The sequence below is a fragment of the Janthinobacterium sp. KBS0711 genome, from assembly GCF_000988085.1.
Classification (GTDB): domain Bacteria; phylum Pseudomonadota; class Gammaproteobacteria; order Burkholderiales; family Burkholderiaceae_D; genus Janthinobacterium; species Janthinobacterium lividum_E.
Window position 1 is genome coordinate 44,193 of sequence record NZ_LBCO01000019.1, and the last position, 14,591, is coordinate 58,783.

General features: G+C 64.5%; 17 protein-coding genes. 10 read left to right on the forward strand and 7 right to left on the reverse strand.

Annotated elements, in window-relative coordinates:
• The 7 genes from VM94_RS11185 to VM94_RS11215 all read left to right on the forward strand — a co-directional run.
• Positions 1–244, forward strand: a 244-nt coding sequence (locus tag VM94_RS11185) for a hypothetical protein (RefSeq protein WP_046683569.1), incomplete at its 5' end; no start/stop codon positions are given.
• Positions 244–798, forward strand: a complete 555-nt coding sequence (locus tag VM94_RS11190; protein WP_046683570.1) for a hypothetical protein — start codon at positions 244–246, stop codon at positions 796–798. The genes VM94_RS11185 and VM94_RS11190, both read left to right, overlap by 1 nt.
• The gene (locus VM94_RS11195; protein WP_052755716.1) at positions 795–2,567 is read left to right on the forward strand and encodes an ABC transporter ATP-binding protein; all 1,773 of its coding nucleotides are present in this window, start codon (positions 795–797) and stop codon (positions 2,565–2,567) included. The genes VM94_RS11190 and VM94_RS11195 overlap by 4 nt, the downstream gene beginning before the upstream one ends.
• Before the next feature lie 10 nt (positions 2,568–2,577).
• The gene (locus VM94_RS11200; RefSeq protein ID WP_046683571.1) at positions 2,578–2,979 is read left to right on the forward strand and encodes a GFA family protein; all 402 of its coding nucleotides are present in this window, start codon (positions 2,578–2,580) and stop codon (positions 2,977–2,979) included.
• Between the two features lie 160 nt (positions 2,980–3,139).
• A complete protein-coding gene (locus VM94_RS11205; protein ID WP_035818984.1) occupies positions 3,140–3,454 on the forward strand; it encodes a hypothetical protein in 315 nt (104 codons plus the stop codon).
• Between the two features lie 17 nt (positions 3,455–3,471).
• Positions 3,472–4,293, forward strand: a complete 822-nt coding sequence (locus VM94_RS11210) for an OBAP family protein (RefSeq protein WP_082127674.1) — start codon at positions 3,472–3,474, stop codon at positions 4,291–4,293.
• Between the two features lie 54 nt (positions 4,294–4,347).
• Positions 4,348–4,596 carry a DUF3297 family protein gene (locus tag VM94_RS11215; protein WP_046683585.1) on the forward strand — a complete coding sequence of 83 codons (249 nt, stop codon included), beginning with the start codon at positions 4,348–4,350 and terminating at the stop codon, positions 4,594–4,596.
• 77 nt (positions 4,597–4,673) lie between these two features.
• On the opposite strand, the gene VM94_RS11220 is transcribed toward VM94_RS11215, so the two are convergent.
• The 7 genes from VM94_RS11220 to VM94_RS11250 form a co-directional block, all read right to left on the reverse strand.
• Positions 4,674–5,525: an HvfC/BufC N-terminal domain-containing protein gene (locus VM94_RS11220; protein WP_046683572.1), complete on the reverse strand. Its 852-nt coding sequence runs from the start codon at positions 5,523–5,525 to the stop codon at positions 4,674–4,676.
• Entirely contained in the window at positions 5,515–6,450 is a 936-nt protein-coding gene (gene bufB / locus VM94_RS11225) for an MNIO family bufferin maturase (protein ID WP_046683573.1), read from the reverse strand. The genes VM94_RS11220 and bufB overlap by 11 nt, the downstream gene beginning before the upstream one ends.
• Positions 6,450–8,474, reverse strand: coding sequence for a ferritin-like domain-containing protein (locus VM94_RS11230; RefSeq protein ID WP_052755718.1), 2,025 nt, complete (start codon positions 8,472–8,474; stop codon positions 6,450–6,452). The genes bufB and VM94_RS11230 overlap by 1 nt, the downstream gene beginning before the upstream one ends.
• 270 nt (positions 8,475–8,744) lie before the next feature.
• Positions 8,745–9,392 (reverse strand): hypothetical protein, encoded by a 648-nt coding sequence (locus VM94_RS11235; protein ID WP_046683574.1) that lies wholly within the window; start codon positions 9,390–9,392, stop codon positions 8,745–8,747.
• A complete protein-coding gene (locus tag VM94_RS11240; RefSeq protein WP_052755719.1) occupies positions 9,389–10,243 on the reverse strand; it encodes a hypothetical protein in 855 nt (284 codons plus the stop codon). The genes VM94_RS11235 and VM94_RS11240 overlap by 4 nt, the downstream gene beginning before the upstream one ends.
• 81 nt (positions 10,244–10,324) lie before the next feature.
• Positions 10,325–11,143: a glutaminyl-peptide cyclotransferase gene (locus tag VM94_RS11245; RefSeq protein WP_200899214.1), complete on the reverse strand. Its 819-nt coding sequence runs from the start codon at positions 11,141–11,143 to the stop codon at positions 10,325–10,327.
• A 25-nt stretch (positions 11,144–11,168) separates the two neighbouring features.
• On the reverse strand, positions 11,169–12,077 hold the full coding sequence (locus VM94_RS11250; RefSeq protein ID WP_046683575.1) for a LysR family transcriptional regulator: 909 nt from the start codon (positions 12,075–12,077) through the stop codon (positions 11,169–11,171).
• Between the two features lie 103 nt (positions 12,078–12,180).
• On the opposite strand from VM94_RS11250, the gene VM94_RS11255 reads away from it, so the two are divergent.
• The 3 genes from VM94_RS11255 (at position 12,181) to VM94_RS11265 (ending at position 14,511) form a co-directional block, all read left to right on the forward strand.
• The gene (locus VM94_RS11255; protein ID WP_046683576.1) at positions 12,181–12,639 is read left to right on the forward strand and encodes a CidA/LrgA family protein; all 459 of its coding nucleotides are present in this window, start codon (positions 12,181–12,183) and stop codon (positions 12,637–12,639) included.
• The gene (locus VM94_RS11260) at positions 12,636–13,325 is read left to right on the forward strand and encodes an LrgB family protein (protein ID WP_046683577.1); all 690 of its coding nucleotides are present in this window, start codon (positions 12,636–12,638) and stop codon (positions 13,323–13,325) included. The genes VM94_RS11255 and VM94_RS11260 overlap by 4 nt, the downstream gene beginning before the upstream one ends.
• Positions 13,326–13,419: 94 nt before the next feature.
• Complete coding sequence (locus VM94_RS11265) at positions 13,420–14,511, forward strand: hypothetical protein (RefSeq protein WP_138829094.1); 1,092 nt, start codon at positions 13,420–13,422, stop codon at positions 14,509–14,511.
• The last annotated feature ends 80 nt before the right edge of the window (positions 14,512–14,591 follow it).

Sequence of the window (14,591 nt, forward strand, 5' to 3'; positions counted from 1 at the left end):
CTGGCGCTACTTTACGCACAGCGTGGTGCGCTGCAGCTGCTTTGGCGAAGCGGCGCGGCCCGTGTCGCAGTACGACCTGCTGCGCAACATGCTGGCGGTCGGCATCAACGGCAGCTACTTTGCGCTGGCGCAGGAAACGGCCTTGCCCGTCGCCACCTCCCTGTTGGCCGCCGGCTTGGCGGCCATCGTCTGCGTGGCCTTGATTTCCCTGCACGACATCGCAACTCTGGCAAAGGCGGGCTGATGGATGCCCTGACTTTACAGTTCGTGCTGGCGGCGCTGGCCTTTGCCGTCGCCGGCAATATCTGGCTGACCCTGGCGGTGCTGCGCGCCAGCCGCCGCGAACGCATCGCGCCCACTGCGCTGGAGCCGGGCGAGCCGCTGCCTGCCGTGCAAGCCCGTCCGCTGGCTGGCGGCGCGCGTTTCCAGCCGGGCGCCGCGGGCCAGGCGGCCGTGCTGCTGTTTTTGGCCAGCCGCTGTCCGAAATGCGCGGAAAAGCTGGCGGACATCGAACTGCTGCTGCCGCTGGCACGCGAGGCCGGCCTGGCCATGTGGCTGATCAGCGAAGAACCGGCCCGGAGGCTGCGTGCCTTCTTGCCCGGCAACGCCTTGCGGGAAGCGGCGGCGCGGCTGACGCTGCGCGATTACCGGCGCGTGAATCCAATGATGAGTTCGCCTTCCTATGTGTTCGTCAATCACGAGGGTACGGTGGAAGCGGCCGGCCTGATTGGCGACGAGGACTGGCTGGCCCTGGCCGGACAATTGAACGCCGTACCGTCGCAGGAGCGCGCCGCATGAGCAATATGAACTTCAGCCCGCATCTGGAACGCCTGCGCCTGCTGTACCCGGTGCGCTGGCGCATCGCCGCCGGCCTGCTGTGCATGGCCCTTACTGTGGGCGCGCAACTGGCCTTTCCGCAAGCCATCGCGTATTTCATCGACAACGTGGCGCAACTGACGCGGCGCGGCGTCACGCCGGGCATGGTGGCCGCCATGCTGGCCTTCAGCCTGCTGTATGCGCTGGCCTCGGCCGCACGCTTCTATTTGCTGCAGTCGGGCGGCCACATGATCGTCATGGGCGTGCGCCGGCGCCTGTTCGACGTGGTGATCAACCAGCCCATCGCCTTTTTCGACAAGCACCACGGTGGCGAACTGAACAGCCGGCTCACGTCCGACGTGTCTGCCCTGCATGAAAGCCTGACCATCGGCGCGGCCAATGCGCTGCGCTCGCTGTGCGTGTTTGTGGGCGGCATCGCCATGCTGCTGCAGCTGTCGCCCATGCTGAGCTTGCCGCTAGCCCTGTTCATCCCCATCAGCCTGTATCTCGGCAAGTTATCGGGCAGCAATTACCGGACGCGCGCACGGGCCATTTCCGCCACCCTGGCCGCCAGCGGCAAGGTGGCGCAGGAATATTTTGCCCATGCGCGCCTGGTGCAGGCCTTCAACCAGCAAGGCGGTGCCATGGCGCGCTACGCGCAAGCCATGCGCGAGCTGCTGGGCGTGTCGCTAGCCGGCACGCGGCTGCTGGCAGTGTTCCAGGGCGCGCAGGGCTTGCTCGCCTTTGTTGCCCTGCTGACCACCTTGTGCTTCGGCGCGCACCTGATCGGCCAGGGCCGCCTGAGCGTGGGCGAGCTGACGGCCTTTGTCATCTATGCCAGCATGGTGACGGACACGGCCGGCTCCATCAGCGAATTCTGGAACACGTGGATGCGCACGATGGGCTCGACTGACCGCATCTTCGAGATCCTGCGCAGCCACCGTCCCGTGCCCGAAGCGGCGCCGCAGCCGCCGCTGGCCGGCCATATCGCGCTGCGCGACGTGCGTTTTTCCTATCCCGAGCGCACCCAAGCGACGGCCCTCGACGGCGTCAGCCTGTCCATACGCGCGGGCGAAAAAATCGCCCTCGTCGGCGCTTCGGGTGCGGGCAAGTCCACCATCGCCAGCCTCGTGCTGGGCCACTACCAGATAGCCGCGGGCAGCCTGCAGTTCGACGGCATCGATGCGCACGTGCTGGGCGTGACGCAGCTGCGGCGCCAGATGGCCGTGGTGGAACAGGAACCGGCGCTGTTTTCCGGCAGCATCGCCGAGAATATCGCCTTTGCCGTGCCCGATCGGGTCGTGGCGCGCGAAGCGATGGTGGCGGCGGCACGCCTGGCGCATGCCCACGATTTTATTGCAGCCTTTCCGGACGGCTACGAAACCCTCGTGGGCGAACGGGGCGTTCAATTGTCCGGCGGACAGAAGCAGCGCATCGCAATTGCCCGCGCCATCCTGCGCGCGCCGAAAATCCTCATCCTGGACGAAGCGACCAGTGCGCTCGACGCCGCCAGCGAACAGCTGGTGCAGCACGCCCTCGATACTCTGATGCAGGGACGCACCACGATCATCATCGCCCACCGCTTTTCGACGATTGTGAAAGCGGACCGCATCATCGTCATGGACAAGGGCCGGATTTGCCAGCAAGGCACGCACGCCGAGCTGCTGCGCGCGGGCGGACAGTATGCGCGGCTGATGCAGCAGCAGCTGTCGCAATTCCAGCAGTTGCATGACAGTGCGGCAACCCTGTAAAGTAGGCCAGATGAAAAAAACCTACCATGGCAGTTGCCACTGCGGCGCCGTGCGCTTCGCTGCCGAGATCGACCTAGCTGCCCCCAGCCTGCGTTGCAACTGTTCCTACTGCCTGAAAATCCGCTGCTGGGCCAGCCTGGTGCCGCCTGCGGATTTTCGCTTGCTGGCCGGTGAGGCGGACTTGAGCGAGTATCGCTTCGGCGCCCGCTGCGAACGCCATTATTTTTGCCGCCATTGCGGCGTGCGCCCGTTCGGCCACGGTAATTCTCCCCGCAGCGGACCGTTCGTCGGCATCGGCGTCAGCTGCCTCGATGACGCATCGTCGGCCGAGCTGGCGCAAGTGCCCGTCACCTTTGTCGATGGCAGGCATGACGAGTGGGATGCGCCGCCGCAGGAAACGCGGCATCTGTAGTAGCAATGTAGAAATGGTTGTCTGCTACCCCGGAGTTTTCCTACGTGGCGACAAGTCGTGTCCCTATGGTTAAGCCCGACGCAGGCAGCGAGAATGGTCTCAACGGTGCAGCCAATGTTGAACCGGATGATTTCGCAAATCAACCATAGGGGACACGACCATGACTTCGAACAGCAACGACAAATCGGGCAGCCAATCGGACAAACAGCAATCGGGCCAATCGGGCAGCCAGCAGTCGGACAAACAGTCCGGCACCCGTCAATCGTCGGGCGGCACCCAAGGCGGCACGCACGAGCAGCATGTCGAGGCGGGCCGCCAAAGCCACAAGAATGACGGCGACAAGCAATCGGGCTCGCAGCAATCGGGCCAACAGTCGGGCCAGCAATCGGGTTCCGGCACGGGCACGCGCGGCGGCACGCATGAGCAGCACGTGGAAGCGGGACGTCAAAGCCACAAGAATGACGACAAATCCTGATCCCAGGGCATGGCCCGATGCGCCTTCCTGATATGAAAGCGCTGACGGCCATGCTGTGCGCCGGGCTGGGCATGGGCCTTGCCGCCTGCGGCGCCAGGAATACGGCATCAAACGTGGAGGCGCCGGGCGCACCGGCCGGGGTCTCCACGCGCGTGCTGGACGCGGGCGCCGATGCCCTGCAAGCCCGGCCGCCGATTGCGGCCCTGAACGCCTACCTTGATGGTTTCCATTTCTACAATGGCAATCTGCGCGGCCAGATGGAAGCGCACCATTATTGCGCCATCGTCAATGAAGAGCTGATCCAGTGCGTGATCTACGATGGCAATGTCAAGGATGCCAAGCTGATGGGCGTGGAGTACATCGTCAGCGCCAGGCTGTACGAAAGTTTGCCCGCGGCGGAAAAAGCGCTGTGGCACAGCCATGTGCATGAAGTCAAATCAGGCCAGCTGATCGCCCCCGGCATTCCCGCCGTGGCCGAAAAGGCCTTGATGCAAAAACTCGTCGCCACGTATGGCAAGACCTGGCATACCTGGCACACGGACGTGCACAAGACCTTGCCGCTGGGCGTGCCGCAACTGATGATGGGATTCACAAACGATGGGCAGGCCGACGCCGCCATGGTCGCCGCGCGCGACCGCCGCTTCCGCATCGATTCCGTCGAAAAACGCCGCCAGCGGGCCGATATCGCCGCGCCCGCCATCATGGACGGCGCCGATGCATGGCAGCACGGCACGACCATCCAGCTGGCCGACCCGACGGGAACGCAGCACGGTTCCTCATCACTACCGTCACCCTCCACGCACACGGCCGAACCCGCCATTTCGCGTCCGGCCAGATAACCGGCACGCGAAAGGCCGTTGTCTGGAACCGCATTCTGGGCGATAATGACGCCCATGAACGATACCACCACCTTACCCCCATTGCCCGATCGCCTGTCGATCGACCCTAGCAGCCTTTATCACGTTGCAGCCGTGTTCGAGAACGACGTCGGCATCCGCTTCAACGATAAAGAACGTCTTGACGTGGAAGAATATTGCATCAGCGAACGCTGGATCAAGGTCGCTTCCACCAAGTCGCTCGACCGCCGCGGCCGTCCGCTGCAGATCAAGCTCAAGGGCAAAGTCGAAGCGTTTTACCGTTAAGCACTACTTGCAGTTGTTCCTGTAGTGTCATCGAGGCCGATCTTCATCGGCCTTTTTTTTCGCCCGCCGCTTTCCGCTCACGCATCGATGATGACCAGCCCTGCCGCGGCCGCCATGAGCAGCCACAGCATAGCGTCGGCCAGCACTTCGTCCGGCTCCCTGCCACTCGACTGCGCCGCCTGCTGTGCACATTGCGCCAGCGACGCGCCACCGGCCAGCGCCTGCAAGCAGTAAAACTGCCACGGCTGCAACTCCTGCATGGCAAGCCGATAATGCATGCGTGAAATGGCGACAAAGGCGGGAGCTGGCTCCGGCTGGGCCGGCACGGCGTCGTCCGGCGCGGCTTGCGCCTGTTGCCAGAAAGTACACAGGGGGAACGACAGGGCCAGCAGCCGCGTGCACGGCGCCAGACGCCAGGCCGGCGCCATTCCCAACATCAAGTCCAGGTCGGAAGGCAAGATGGGCGGCGGGCGTTTTTCCAGCCCCGGCGCCCTGCCCGCCTCGCTGCGCGCCCGCTCCAGCTGCGCCAGTTCGACGGCAAAGCGCAAGGCGTCTCCCTGTGCCCCGGCGCCGCGTTGGCTGGCGGCGAGAAAGTCGGCAAAGCCGCTCCCCAAGTCATACAAGGTGGGAGAAGCGGACGGGTGGCGCCACACATAGGCGCGGGCAAAGAAGGCGAACAGCTCGCCACCCATGACCTTGCGCAAGACGGGATAATCGGCCTGCAGGCATTCGAGCAGGCGCTGCACGTAGCCGTCCGCATGGATGTGCAGCGGTGCCGGCCCGCCCCGCGCCCGTTTCAGCACTTGCTCCTGCGTCAAGCCGTGGCGCTCGCTGGCCAGCTGCGCGCCGTGCACGGCGCCGCCGGGCGCCGTCATGGCCGTCAGGAACCAGGCCTGCAATTGCGCCAGCGGCGCGCCATTACCGTGCATGGGCGGCCTCCAGGTGAAAGCCCAGCGGCGTGGAGACGGCGGCGGTCACCTTGACCGTGGCTGGCGCCGCGTCCGAGAATTCGCCCCGCACCGCCGCGCGCGCCTTGTTCAGTTCGGCCAGCAGTTGCGGATACGGGGGAATCTCCGCATCCCATTCCAGCAGGGCCGACACGCCGCCCGTCAGCTGCTGCGCCAGCGCGTACAGGCGCCAGACGGCGGCCGGCACGGGCGCATCGTGGGTATCGATCAGCATCGCGCCGCAGACGGTGGGCCCGGCCAGGTGGATCTGCACGATGTGGTCGTGCGGCAGCTGGCGGATGTAGGCGGCCGCGTCATAGCCGTGGTTATGCGCGCTGACGTGAACATTATTGACGTCGAGCAAGAGCCCGCAGCCCGTGTCCTCGGCCAGCCGTCCCAGGAATTCCCATTCCGGCATGCTGGACTGGGCAAACTCCACGTAGGTACTGGGGTTTTCCAGGATCAGCGGACGGCCCAGGAATTCCTGCACCTGCCGCACGCGTGCGCCCACGTGGCGCAAGCTGGCCTCGTCCAGCGGCAGCGGCAGCAAGTCGTGGCTGTTGAGCGAGGCGGCGCCCGTCCAGCACAGGTGGTCGGAAATCCACGCGGGCCGGATCTCGGCGGCCAGCTGGCGCAGCTTGCGCAGGTAGGCCAGGCTCAGGGGATCGCTGCTGCCGATCGACAGCGACACGCCATGCATGACGATGGGCACCTGCGCCGCCACCTGCTCGAGCACATGGCGCGCGTAGCCGTGGTTGTCGATGAAATTTTCGCTGATGATCTCGAACCAGTCCACTTGCGACCCGTGGCGCAGGATGTGTTCATAGTGCGGCGGGCGCAGCCCCACGCCCAGGCCCAGGTTCGGCAGGCCCAGGCGCGGCCGCGCCTCGTGCAGGATGCCCCGCATCAGGTCGACGGCGGCAAGGCCAGGCGCAGGTCGGTGGGCGCAGGCGGCGCTCCCACCGGCGTGCCGCGCGCCGCCATCACCTTGCCGTAGGCTTCCCAGGCCTTGTCGTAGACATTGTCGCCCAGCGCAAAGCTCATCGTCTGGCCCAGCGGCTTGCTGCGGTGATCGGGCGCGGGGCCGAAATCGTACAAGGTCATGGTGGCGGGCTCGGGCGGTTCCCTGCCTGTGGTGTTCGGATACAGCTGCGAGGCCGAAATCGGCACGGCGCAGCCGCCAAAGCTCGCGCATTTGTTGTCGCTGGGCGCGCTGTAGACTTTATCGGCCTCCGGTGGCGGTGGCGGCACATAGCACGGCGTGCCCGGCGACGCGGCGGCCTTGACCGAGTGGCCGCAGGACGAGCCGCCCGTGTCGGCCTGGGCGAAGCCGCAGCCGCCCTGAGCGTGGCAGCCGTTGGAGCCGCGGCACGTATGGTAGACGGCCAGCGCGGCGCAGGTGGACGATGCTTCGCCCTCCAGATGCATGCCCTGGCAAGCGTGGTACAGCACGGACTTGTCGGCCAGCGGCACGCCCGTCGCCAGGTTCGGCGCCTGGCCCAGTACGGCCCAGCAGATGGCCATGCGGTCGCCCGCGCCCACCATCGACGGATACGGGAAGTCCAGTTGCTGGTTCAGCCAGTACTGGTCCAGCACGGAAGTGATGCCGTAGATGGCGCCCGTGGCCACCGTGCTCAGCATTCCCAGGGTGCCGCTGGCGTCCTTCAAGCGGTTCAGGGCGCCCGCCACGGCGGCCGGCGCGGGAATGTTCTTCGGCGCAGTGGCCGGATTGTAGCGCTCGTTGATCAGCATGGCCTCGCTCCAGCGCCCGCCGTCCCTGTGCCAGCCGGCCCACGTCTTCACGGGCAGCATGGACTTGACTTGGCCGAAGCGCTCGTAGTGGTCGAACGGGGCGCTGTCATGGCGCGCCTGCGCATCGCGCGATTCGGCCTCCTTGCCATTGTTCGCGTAGGACGGATAATCGCACTGCAAGGCGGCCAGATCTTCGCGGTAATCGGGCTGCACGGCCATCAGGCGCTGCGCCGCGTCGCGCCGGTAGCGCTGGATGGCTGTTGCGCTGCCCTCGCCCTGGTCCGTGATGGCCGCCATCATGTCGATGGCCTTGTTGAACGAGACCGTCTGGCCGCCATCCTGGTCCTGCGGGCCGAAGCAGGTGTCAAAGCGGGGAAATTCCGCCCGCGCATGGCCCTGGACACGGCTGTTGAACATGTCCTGCTGCACCGAGCCGTTGACGAACAGTTTTTGCCACAGGGTCTGGCCATCCGTGTATTCGATGCTGATATAGCGTGCATAGCATTCGTACATGTAGCCGATGGTGCCGAACAGGGGCAGATCGTGCACGTGCTTGCCCGGCGTCCAGCCCGGCAGCGGCACTTCCGGAAAATATTTCGTGTGGTTGTGCTTGTCGAACTCGGCCAACTGGGCGCGCGCCTGCGCCTCCGGCTGCTCGATGGCGAGGAACAGGTCGCACTGGTTGTCGTTCAATTCTTCCAGGTTGACGCGCACGTGGCGGTAGCCGGACGTGTCCTGCAAGTCGACGATGTGCGGGATCACCGTGCAGCTCTCGCCGTAACAGGTCCAGCCATGGTCCTGCGATTGCAGCTCAGACCCCGTGAAGCATGGCGCCGTGCCGATGGCCGTGGCCAGGTTGGCCGCCATCTGCAGGTGCAGCATTTCCTGGATGAAGACGCTGAAAATGATATTGAAGGCTTTCTGCTCGGCCAGCTCGGGGCGGGCCGTGGTGCCCATGCCCGGCCACTGGCGGCCTTCGTAATACGTGATGCCTTTCGAGTTGATCTGGTGCGTGCCCTGGATCGAATACATGGTGGCCATGTACAGGGGAATGGTGAACAGTTCCACGCTGACGGCCGCCTGGGCGATGGCGCGCACGGCCGCCTTGTCGGTGTCCAGCATGTCGAGCGGACGATTCGTGATGGCGGGCTGGGTGCTTCCTAAAACGGGCATTTTCATTCTGTATCTCCACAGGCAGGATGCGTTTCGGATATCGGGCCGGGCCGCGCCATCTGCGCGCGCTGTTCACGGCAAGGAAATCATACGCCTGAGAAAAATACTTTTGCGGCAAGATTTATGCGCTGGCCGGGAGGCAGCGCAGCCTGCATTGCGCCATGAAAATAGGCGTTTTCAGCCCCCATTCGATGACAATTGAATAGAATCGGCAAAAGCTGTGCGTGTATAAGCGCCGCACCGGCAGGCGCCGGCGCGTGGCTTGCATGGTGATAGTCAGGCGGCCGGCGGCGGCTGGAAGGCGCAAAAGCCGGGCCACTGCTCGCGGCTGTCACACACTTTCAGGCAGCCTTTATTGTCCTTGAACGTGGCGACGACCTTGATGGGAAAACCATAGTGTGGCGTGGTGGCCAGGAAGGCGGATGGGCAGCTTTGCTCGTTGCTGAAGCGGAAAGTGATTTCTTCGCGGCGGCCCTTGCGCTCAAAGCTCAGCATGAAGGTTTCATTGCTGTTCCACTGCGCCTTGCCAGGCACGCGGAAGCGGTAGCGCGGGTTGCCCGGCTGCTGGCCATCCAGTTTCTGGCCAAAGACGCGGCTCCTGGCCGTGGCCGTCTCGACTTTGGCAACCGGATACACGACGCCAAAGATATAGGTGCCGGCAAACCCCTGGTCGAAACCGAGTCCCTTCTGGTAAAACGGCACGACGATATGCGGCGCGCCCGCGTATTCCACGGTATTGCGCGCCGTCGTGCGCGACGTCAGCTTGTCATCGGGCTCTTTGCCGAAGACGACATCCAGTTCCAGCAAGGCTTGCTGCTTGTCGATATCTTGCGCCAGATAATCCTTGGGGAACGTTTCGCCGTGCACGCAGCCGGCCAGCAAGGAGGCGGCGAAGCAGCCGGCGATCAGTTTGGATATTGTCATGGCTGTTTTCCTTCCGGCGGCGCGGAAATGAGGCCCAGCCCCGTCACTTGCAAGCCGTTCGTGCCTTGTTTCCATTGAAATTGCTGGCCGAACCAGGCCAGTTCCAGCTCGCGCCGGATACGGATCGAATCCGTGCGGCCCTTTCCCGCCTTGATGGCGGCGCTCGCCTGCGCGGAAGCGGTCTCCGACAAGGGTTTCAACCACCGTTGATAGGTATCGGGCGGCAAGGCCAGCACGCCAGCGACGCCGTCGTCGCGCGTGGCGACGATAATCCCCACCTTCGTCAGCGCATTCGTCAGATAGGCGCCGCGCCGCCCGTCGGGCGAGACGGAAACCAGCATGGACTGCGGAAAGTCGCCGCTGACGTTGCCCGGCACGTCAAACCACAGCAGCTCGCCCGTGCCCGTATCGAGCGCGCGTCCGTCGCGGGGAAACAGCAGCACTTCGGGACGGCCAGGCTGCGGCACGCCCCATTCGGGATCGCGTTCCGTGCGCACCATATTGTCGCGCTGCAAGGGACTGATGGGGCGCATCAGCGGTTCGCCATTCTGCACGCCAATGAGTATCGTGCCCTGGCCCGTATAGCCCTTGGTAAAGGCCAGCAGCATGGGCTGGCCTTCGCGCGTGGCCTTGATGGGCCGCACTTCCGCCACTTCGCGCGCGCCGCCGGGCCAGTAGCCGTGCCGGCGGAAAGACAAGGTGAGGAGAGAGTCGTAACGGCCATTCGTGACGGCAAAGTCGCCGTATTGCCTGACCACCGGCATGTTGGGCGTCTGCGCCTGTGCGGCGGGCCAGATGGCGGCAAGCAGGCTGGCGGCGGCCGCCAGGCGGCATAAAGAGAGGGACAGCATGGCATCCTGTAAAGGTCGCACTGGGCGAAGAATCAGAATTCTAAACGATTCCTCCTCAGCAACACTGTCCAATTGAAAACATCAACGGCGCTGGATTTCGATCAGCTCGATCTCGAACAGCTTCGGCCACAGTTTGCCCGTGACAAACAAGCGCTTGCCGCGTGCATCCCAGGCGATGCCGTTGAGCACGGCGTCGGGATTGGCCGTGCCCCGCTGCTCCGGTGGCAACAAGCCTGTCAGGTCGATCCAGCCGACAACTTTACCGCTGGCCGGATCGATGCGGGCGACCACGTCCGCGCCCCACACATTGGCGTACAGCTCGCCGTCGACCATTTCCAGTTCGTTCAGGCGCTCGATGGGGCGGCCCTCGGCCTTGACCTCGAAGCGGCGCACCTCGGCCAGGGTTTTCGGATTGAGCACGCGGATGGCGGAACTGCCGTCGCTCATGTAGACGAATTTGCCATCGCTGGCCAGGCCCCAGCCTTCGCCCTGGTAGCTGAAGGTGCGTTTGAGCTTGAACGTTTTCTGGTCGAACACATAACCAGTCTTCGACACCCACGTCAAACCGATGATTTCATCGCCCACGTCCGTGATGCCTTCGCCAAACACTTTTTTGTCGAGCATGCTTTTCTGCAGCACCTTCCCCGTCGCCAGTTCCACCTTGCGCAAGGAAGACTGGCCATTCTGGCCCGTGCTTTCGTACAGATGGCCATCCTTGAACAGCAAACCCTGGGTAAATGCCTGGGGGTCGTGCGGATAGGTATTCTTGACGAAATAGCCATACACGGGAATGGCGGCCTGGGCATAACCCATTTCACTCATCAGGCCCACGGTGCATAGCAATCCCAGCAGCAATGAGCCTGCCGTGCGTTTCAGTCTGGCTTTACCTGAGTTCTTCATATTCTTGGCGGTGGTTGGCGAGCGCCTATTGTAATCGCCCGGGCTGCGCCATGCGCGCCCTGACGAGCTCGAGCCAGGCGCGGGCGGCGAATGACAGCCGCCCTCCGCGGCGCCAGGCCAGCATCAGATTCCACTCCACAGGGGGACCATCGAGGGGAATGACTGTAAATTGCGTTTGATCCAGGGTATCGCAATACATCTTCGGCAGCAGGCAGATGCCCACGCCCAGCTGCACCAGCGAGGCAATGAAATCCCACTGCCCGCTGCGGCCCGTGATGCGCGGGGCGAAACCGGCCCGCTGGCAGGCGTCGAGCACGATGTCGTTCAAGGCAAACGCGGCGCCGTAGAAAATGAAGGGACTGTCGGCCAGCTCGGCCAGGGCCACGGAAGCGCGCCCCTGCCACGGCGAGCCGGGCGCGGCCAGCAGGCACAGCGGTGAGCGCACGAGGGGCAAGGCTTCGAAATCCTGCCAGGTGGCCGCATTGCCCGGGTAATCGAGCATGGTGCCCAGTTCCACCGTGCCGGTGCGCAAGTCGCGCTCGATCGCTTGCGTGCCGCTTTCGTACATCTTCAACTCGATGCCCGGATAGCGCTGGTGGTACTCGGCCAGCCACGGCGCCAGGGTCGAGTGCGTCTGCGGCGACACGCCGACGCGCAATTCACCCCGTTCCAGATGTTGCAAGTCGCGCAATTCCACCTTCAATTCCCCGTGCAGGGCCAGCAGTTCATGCGCACGCGACAGCACCACCTTGCCCGCGTCCGTCAGGGTAAAGCGCTTGCCCGCGCGGTCCAGCAAGGCCAGGTCCAGCGACTGTTCCAGCTGGGCGACCATCTTGCTGACGGTGGGCTGCGTCACGTGCAGCTTGGCCGCCGCGCGCGTAAAACTGTTTTGCTCGACCACTTCGACGAAGTAGCGCAGGGAGCGGATATCCATGATACATTCCAAAATCGAATGATAATCATGAGTTTAAGTCATTTTATCTTTTGATGCGGGCTCCCTACAATGAAACCTTCCCCCTGCCGCTAGAAAGCCTGCCGTGAAAGCCGTCCCTTATTCCACTACCGCCCCACTTTCCGTCCCTGCCTGGCGCCAGCCCGCGCAGACCGTGTGGCAAGTGGGCATCTTGATCGCCGCCTGGTGGCTGGCCGACGAAGCCGCCTCCGCCTTGCACTTGCCATTTTCCGGTGGCGTCGTCGGCCTGTTCGTGCTCGTGGCCCTGCTGCTGGCGGGCTGGGTGCGGCCCGCCGCCATCGAACTGGGTGCGAACTGGCTGCTGGCCAATATGCTCCTGTTCTTCATTCCGTTGGTCGTGTCCGTGGTGCAATTTACGCAACTGTTGAAGTCACAGGGTTTGATGCTGTTCGTAAATATCGGCCTGGGCTTTGCCAGCGTGATGCTGGCCACGGCCTTGACCGTGGAATGGGTCTGCCGCCATGAACGCAAGTTGCGCCTGCAAAAACTGCTGCGCCAGCGCGCGACCAGGGCGGCAGCATGAGTACTTTGCTCCTGTCGCTGCTGTTCTTGTTGCTGACCCTGGTGCTGTTCTACGCCAACCAGGCGCTGCACCGCCGCCATCCGCATTTTTTGCTCACGCCCGCCATCTGCACCTCGGCGTTACTCATCATCATCGTGCAGGCAACCTCGACGCCGTTCGCCACGTATTTCGGCGAGACGCGCTGGCTGCCGTGGCTGCTGGGACCGGCCACCATCGCGTTTGCCCTGCCTATCTTCCAGGAGCGCAAGCTGATTCGCAAACACTGGCTGGCGCTGTCGCTGGGCAGCTGCGCCGGCATCGTCGCATCGGTCGCCGCCACCCTGCTGCTGGACAAGTTGCTGGGCGTGCACGGCGACATGGCGCGCAGCCTGCTGGCCCGTTCCGTGTCGACGCCGTTCGCGCTGGAAGCGTCGCGCCACATGGGCGGCTCGGCCCAGCTGACGGGCATCTTCGTCGTCATGACGGGCCTGTTCGGCCTGATGCTGGGCAAACCGCTGCTGAAACTGCTGCCCTTGCGCATGCGCATCGCCCGTGGCGCCCCGTACGGCGCGGCCGCGCACGGCTTTGGCTTGTCCGTGGCGCGCCGCGTCGGCACGGAAGAAGGCGCCGTGGCCAGCCTGACGATGATCTTTTCCGGCGTCGTGACGGTGCTGCTGGCGCCGCTGCTGGGGCGATTGCTAGCTTAACGTTCCCTCGGCGCGATTGCGGCAGGTCAAAGCGGCAAGCGCAGGTTGGGCGATAGTGTGCGGAATCCCGTTCGCCCACCATCCCGGAAACCCTATGGCAAGCACATCCAATCCAGGGCCGCAAGCCTTGCAAGTCGACTATTTTTCCGCCAGCGACCAGTTCCTGTTTACCCAGACGGCCGCCGATCTGCTGGAGCAGCAAGCCAATCTCGACCTTGACGCCCAAGTCGATGCCGGCCTGGCCTATCAGGTCAGCCAGTTCCAGTCGCAAATGAAGAGACGGGCGATGGCCGCCGGCGACCGCATCCTGCCTTCCTACATCGGTTTGCTGAGCCAGGCGACGGCCTTTGCCGCGCTATGGGACGCCGCCTACCAGCTGCAACGGCCCCGGCTGGCGCAAGCGGCGCAAGATGGCGCCACGCGCGCCGACATCGCGCAGGTCTACCGGCAACTGGCGGTGCAGTCGGGACACATCAACCAGCAAGCCCAGGCGCTGACGGGCGACATGCGGGTGATCGCCGGCGAACTGGCGCCGCTCAACGCGGGCTTCAATACGGCGCTGTCCGCAACCATCGCCGCCCTGGGCGCCGCAGCCAGCGCGTCATCGGCCAGCATCGACCAGCTGAAAGCCGCCATCAACACGAATATCGCCGATATCGTCGCCGGCGCCAACAAGACGGGCGCTGCAGTGACGGAATTGATCGTCAAGACCATGACCACGATCCGCGATGCCCAGGGTGATGGAAAGACCGCGCCATCGGGCGACTTCGTGGTGCAAGGCATCGATGCGGCGGAACAGGGCGTGGCCGAAACGGCCCAGGCCCGCGCGGCCCTGAACGCCAACAATGCGCTGCTGGCCAGCGCCTACCAGCAACTGGCCGGCGCCGATGCGCTGGTGGCCGTGGCCAAGGTGGTGCAAGTACAGAACAGCCAGTTCAGCAGCGCCTTTCACAACGCACTCGATACGGCCCAGGTGCTGGCCGAGGACTGGGGCCAGTCGCCGCAGGCACCGCCAGCGACGGGCATCAGCGCCGGCCTGGCCGCCTTTGCCGATGCCGTCGCCGGCATGGCCAGCAATGCCGACGCCGAGACGCTGGGCGGTCAGCTCGATTACGCCAACACGGCGTGGCAGCTGCTGGCCGCCAGCCTGGCGCCGCTGGAGCAAGCCATGACAGGCGCCTCCTGAATGGCGCGCCACCGCTTGCCCCCATAACAATCCATCCGACCAGGAGCCGCGCATGTCGAATCAAAACCAGGCAGCACAAG

What these genes read in the sequence shown, in the direction of transcription:
- VM94_RS11190 (WP_046683570.1), top strand. Translation starts at nt 244, where the DNA reads ATGGATGCCCTGACTTTACAGTTCGTGCTGGCGGCGCTGGCCTTTGCC.
- VM94_RS11195 (WP_052755716.1), top strand. Translation starts at nt 795, where the DNA reads ATGAGCAATATGAACTTCAGCCCGCATCTGGAACGCCTGCGCCTGCTG.
- VM94_RS11200 (WP_046683571.1), top strand. Translation starts at nt 2,578, where the DNA reads ATGAAAAAAACCTACCATGGCAGTTGCCACTGCGGCGCCGTGCGCTTC.
- VM94_RS11205 (WP_035818984.1), top strand. Translation starts at nt 3,140, where the DNA reads ATGACTTCGAACAGCAACGACAAATCGGGCAGCCAATCGGACAAACAG.
- VM94_RS11210 (WP_082127674.1), top strand. Translation starts at nt 3,472, where the DNA reads ATGCGCCTTCCTGATATGAAAGCGCTGACGGCCATGCTGTGCGCCGGG.
- VM94_RS11215 (WP_046683585.1), top strand. Translation starts at nt 4,348, where the DNA reads ATGAACGATACCACCACCTTACCCCCATTGCCCGATCGCCTGTCGATC.
- VM94_RS11220 (WP_046683572.1), bottom strand. Translation starts at nt 5,525, where the DNA reads ATGCACGGTAATGGCGCGCCGCTGGCGCAATTGCAGGCCTGGTTCCTG.
- bufB (WP_046683573.1), bottom strand. Translation starts at nt 6,450, where the DNA reads ATGCGGGGCATCCTGCACGAGGCGCGGCCGCGCCTGGGCCTGCCGAAC.
- VM94_RS11230 (WP_052755718.1), bottom strand. Translation starts at nt 8,474, where the DNA reads ATGAAAATGCCCGTTTTAGGAAGCACCCAGCCCGCCATCACGAATCGT.
- VM94_RS11235 (WP_046683574.1), bottom strand. Translation starts at nt 9,392, where the DNA reads ATGACAATATCCAAACTGATCGCCGGCTGCTTCGCCGCCTCCTTGCTG.
- VM94_RS11240 (WP_052755719.1), bottom strand. Translation starts at nt 10,243, where the DNA reads ATGCTGTCCCTCTCTTTATGCCGCCTGGCGGCCGCCGCCAGCCTGCTT.
- VM94_RS11245 (WP_200899214.1), bottom strand. Translation starts at nt 11,143, where the DNA reads ATGAAGAACTCAGGTAAAGCCAGACTGAAACGCACGGCAGGCTCATTG.
- VM94_RS11250 (WP_046683575.1), bottom strand. Translation starts at nt 12,077, where the DNA reads ATGGATATCCGCTCCCTGCGCTACTTCGTCGAAGTGGTCGAGCAAAAC.
- VM94_RS11260 (WP_046683577.1), top strand. Translation starts at nt 12,636, where the DNA reads ATGAGTACTTTGCTCCTGTCGCTGCTGTTCTTGTTGCTGACCCTGGTG.
- VM94_RS11265 (WP_138829094.1), top strand. Translation starts at nt 13,420, where the DNA reads ATGGCAAGCACATCCAATCCAGGGCCGCAAGCCTTGCAAGTCGACTAT.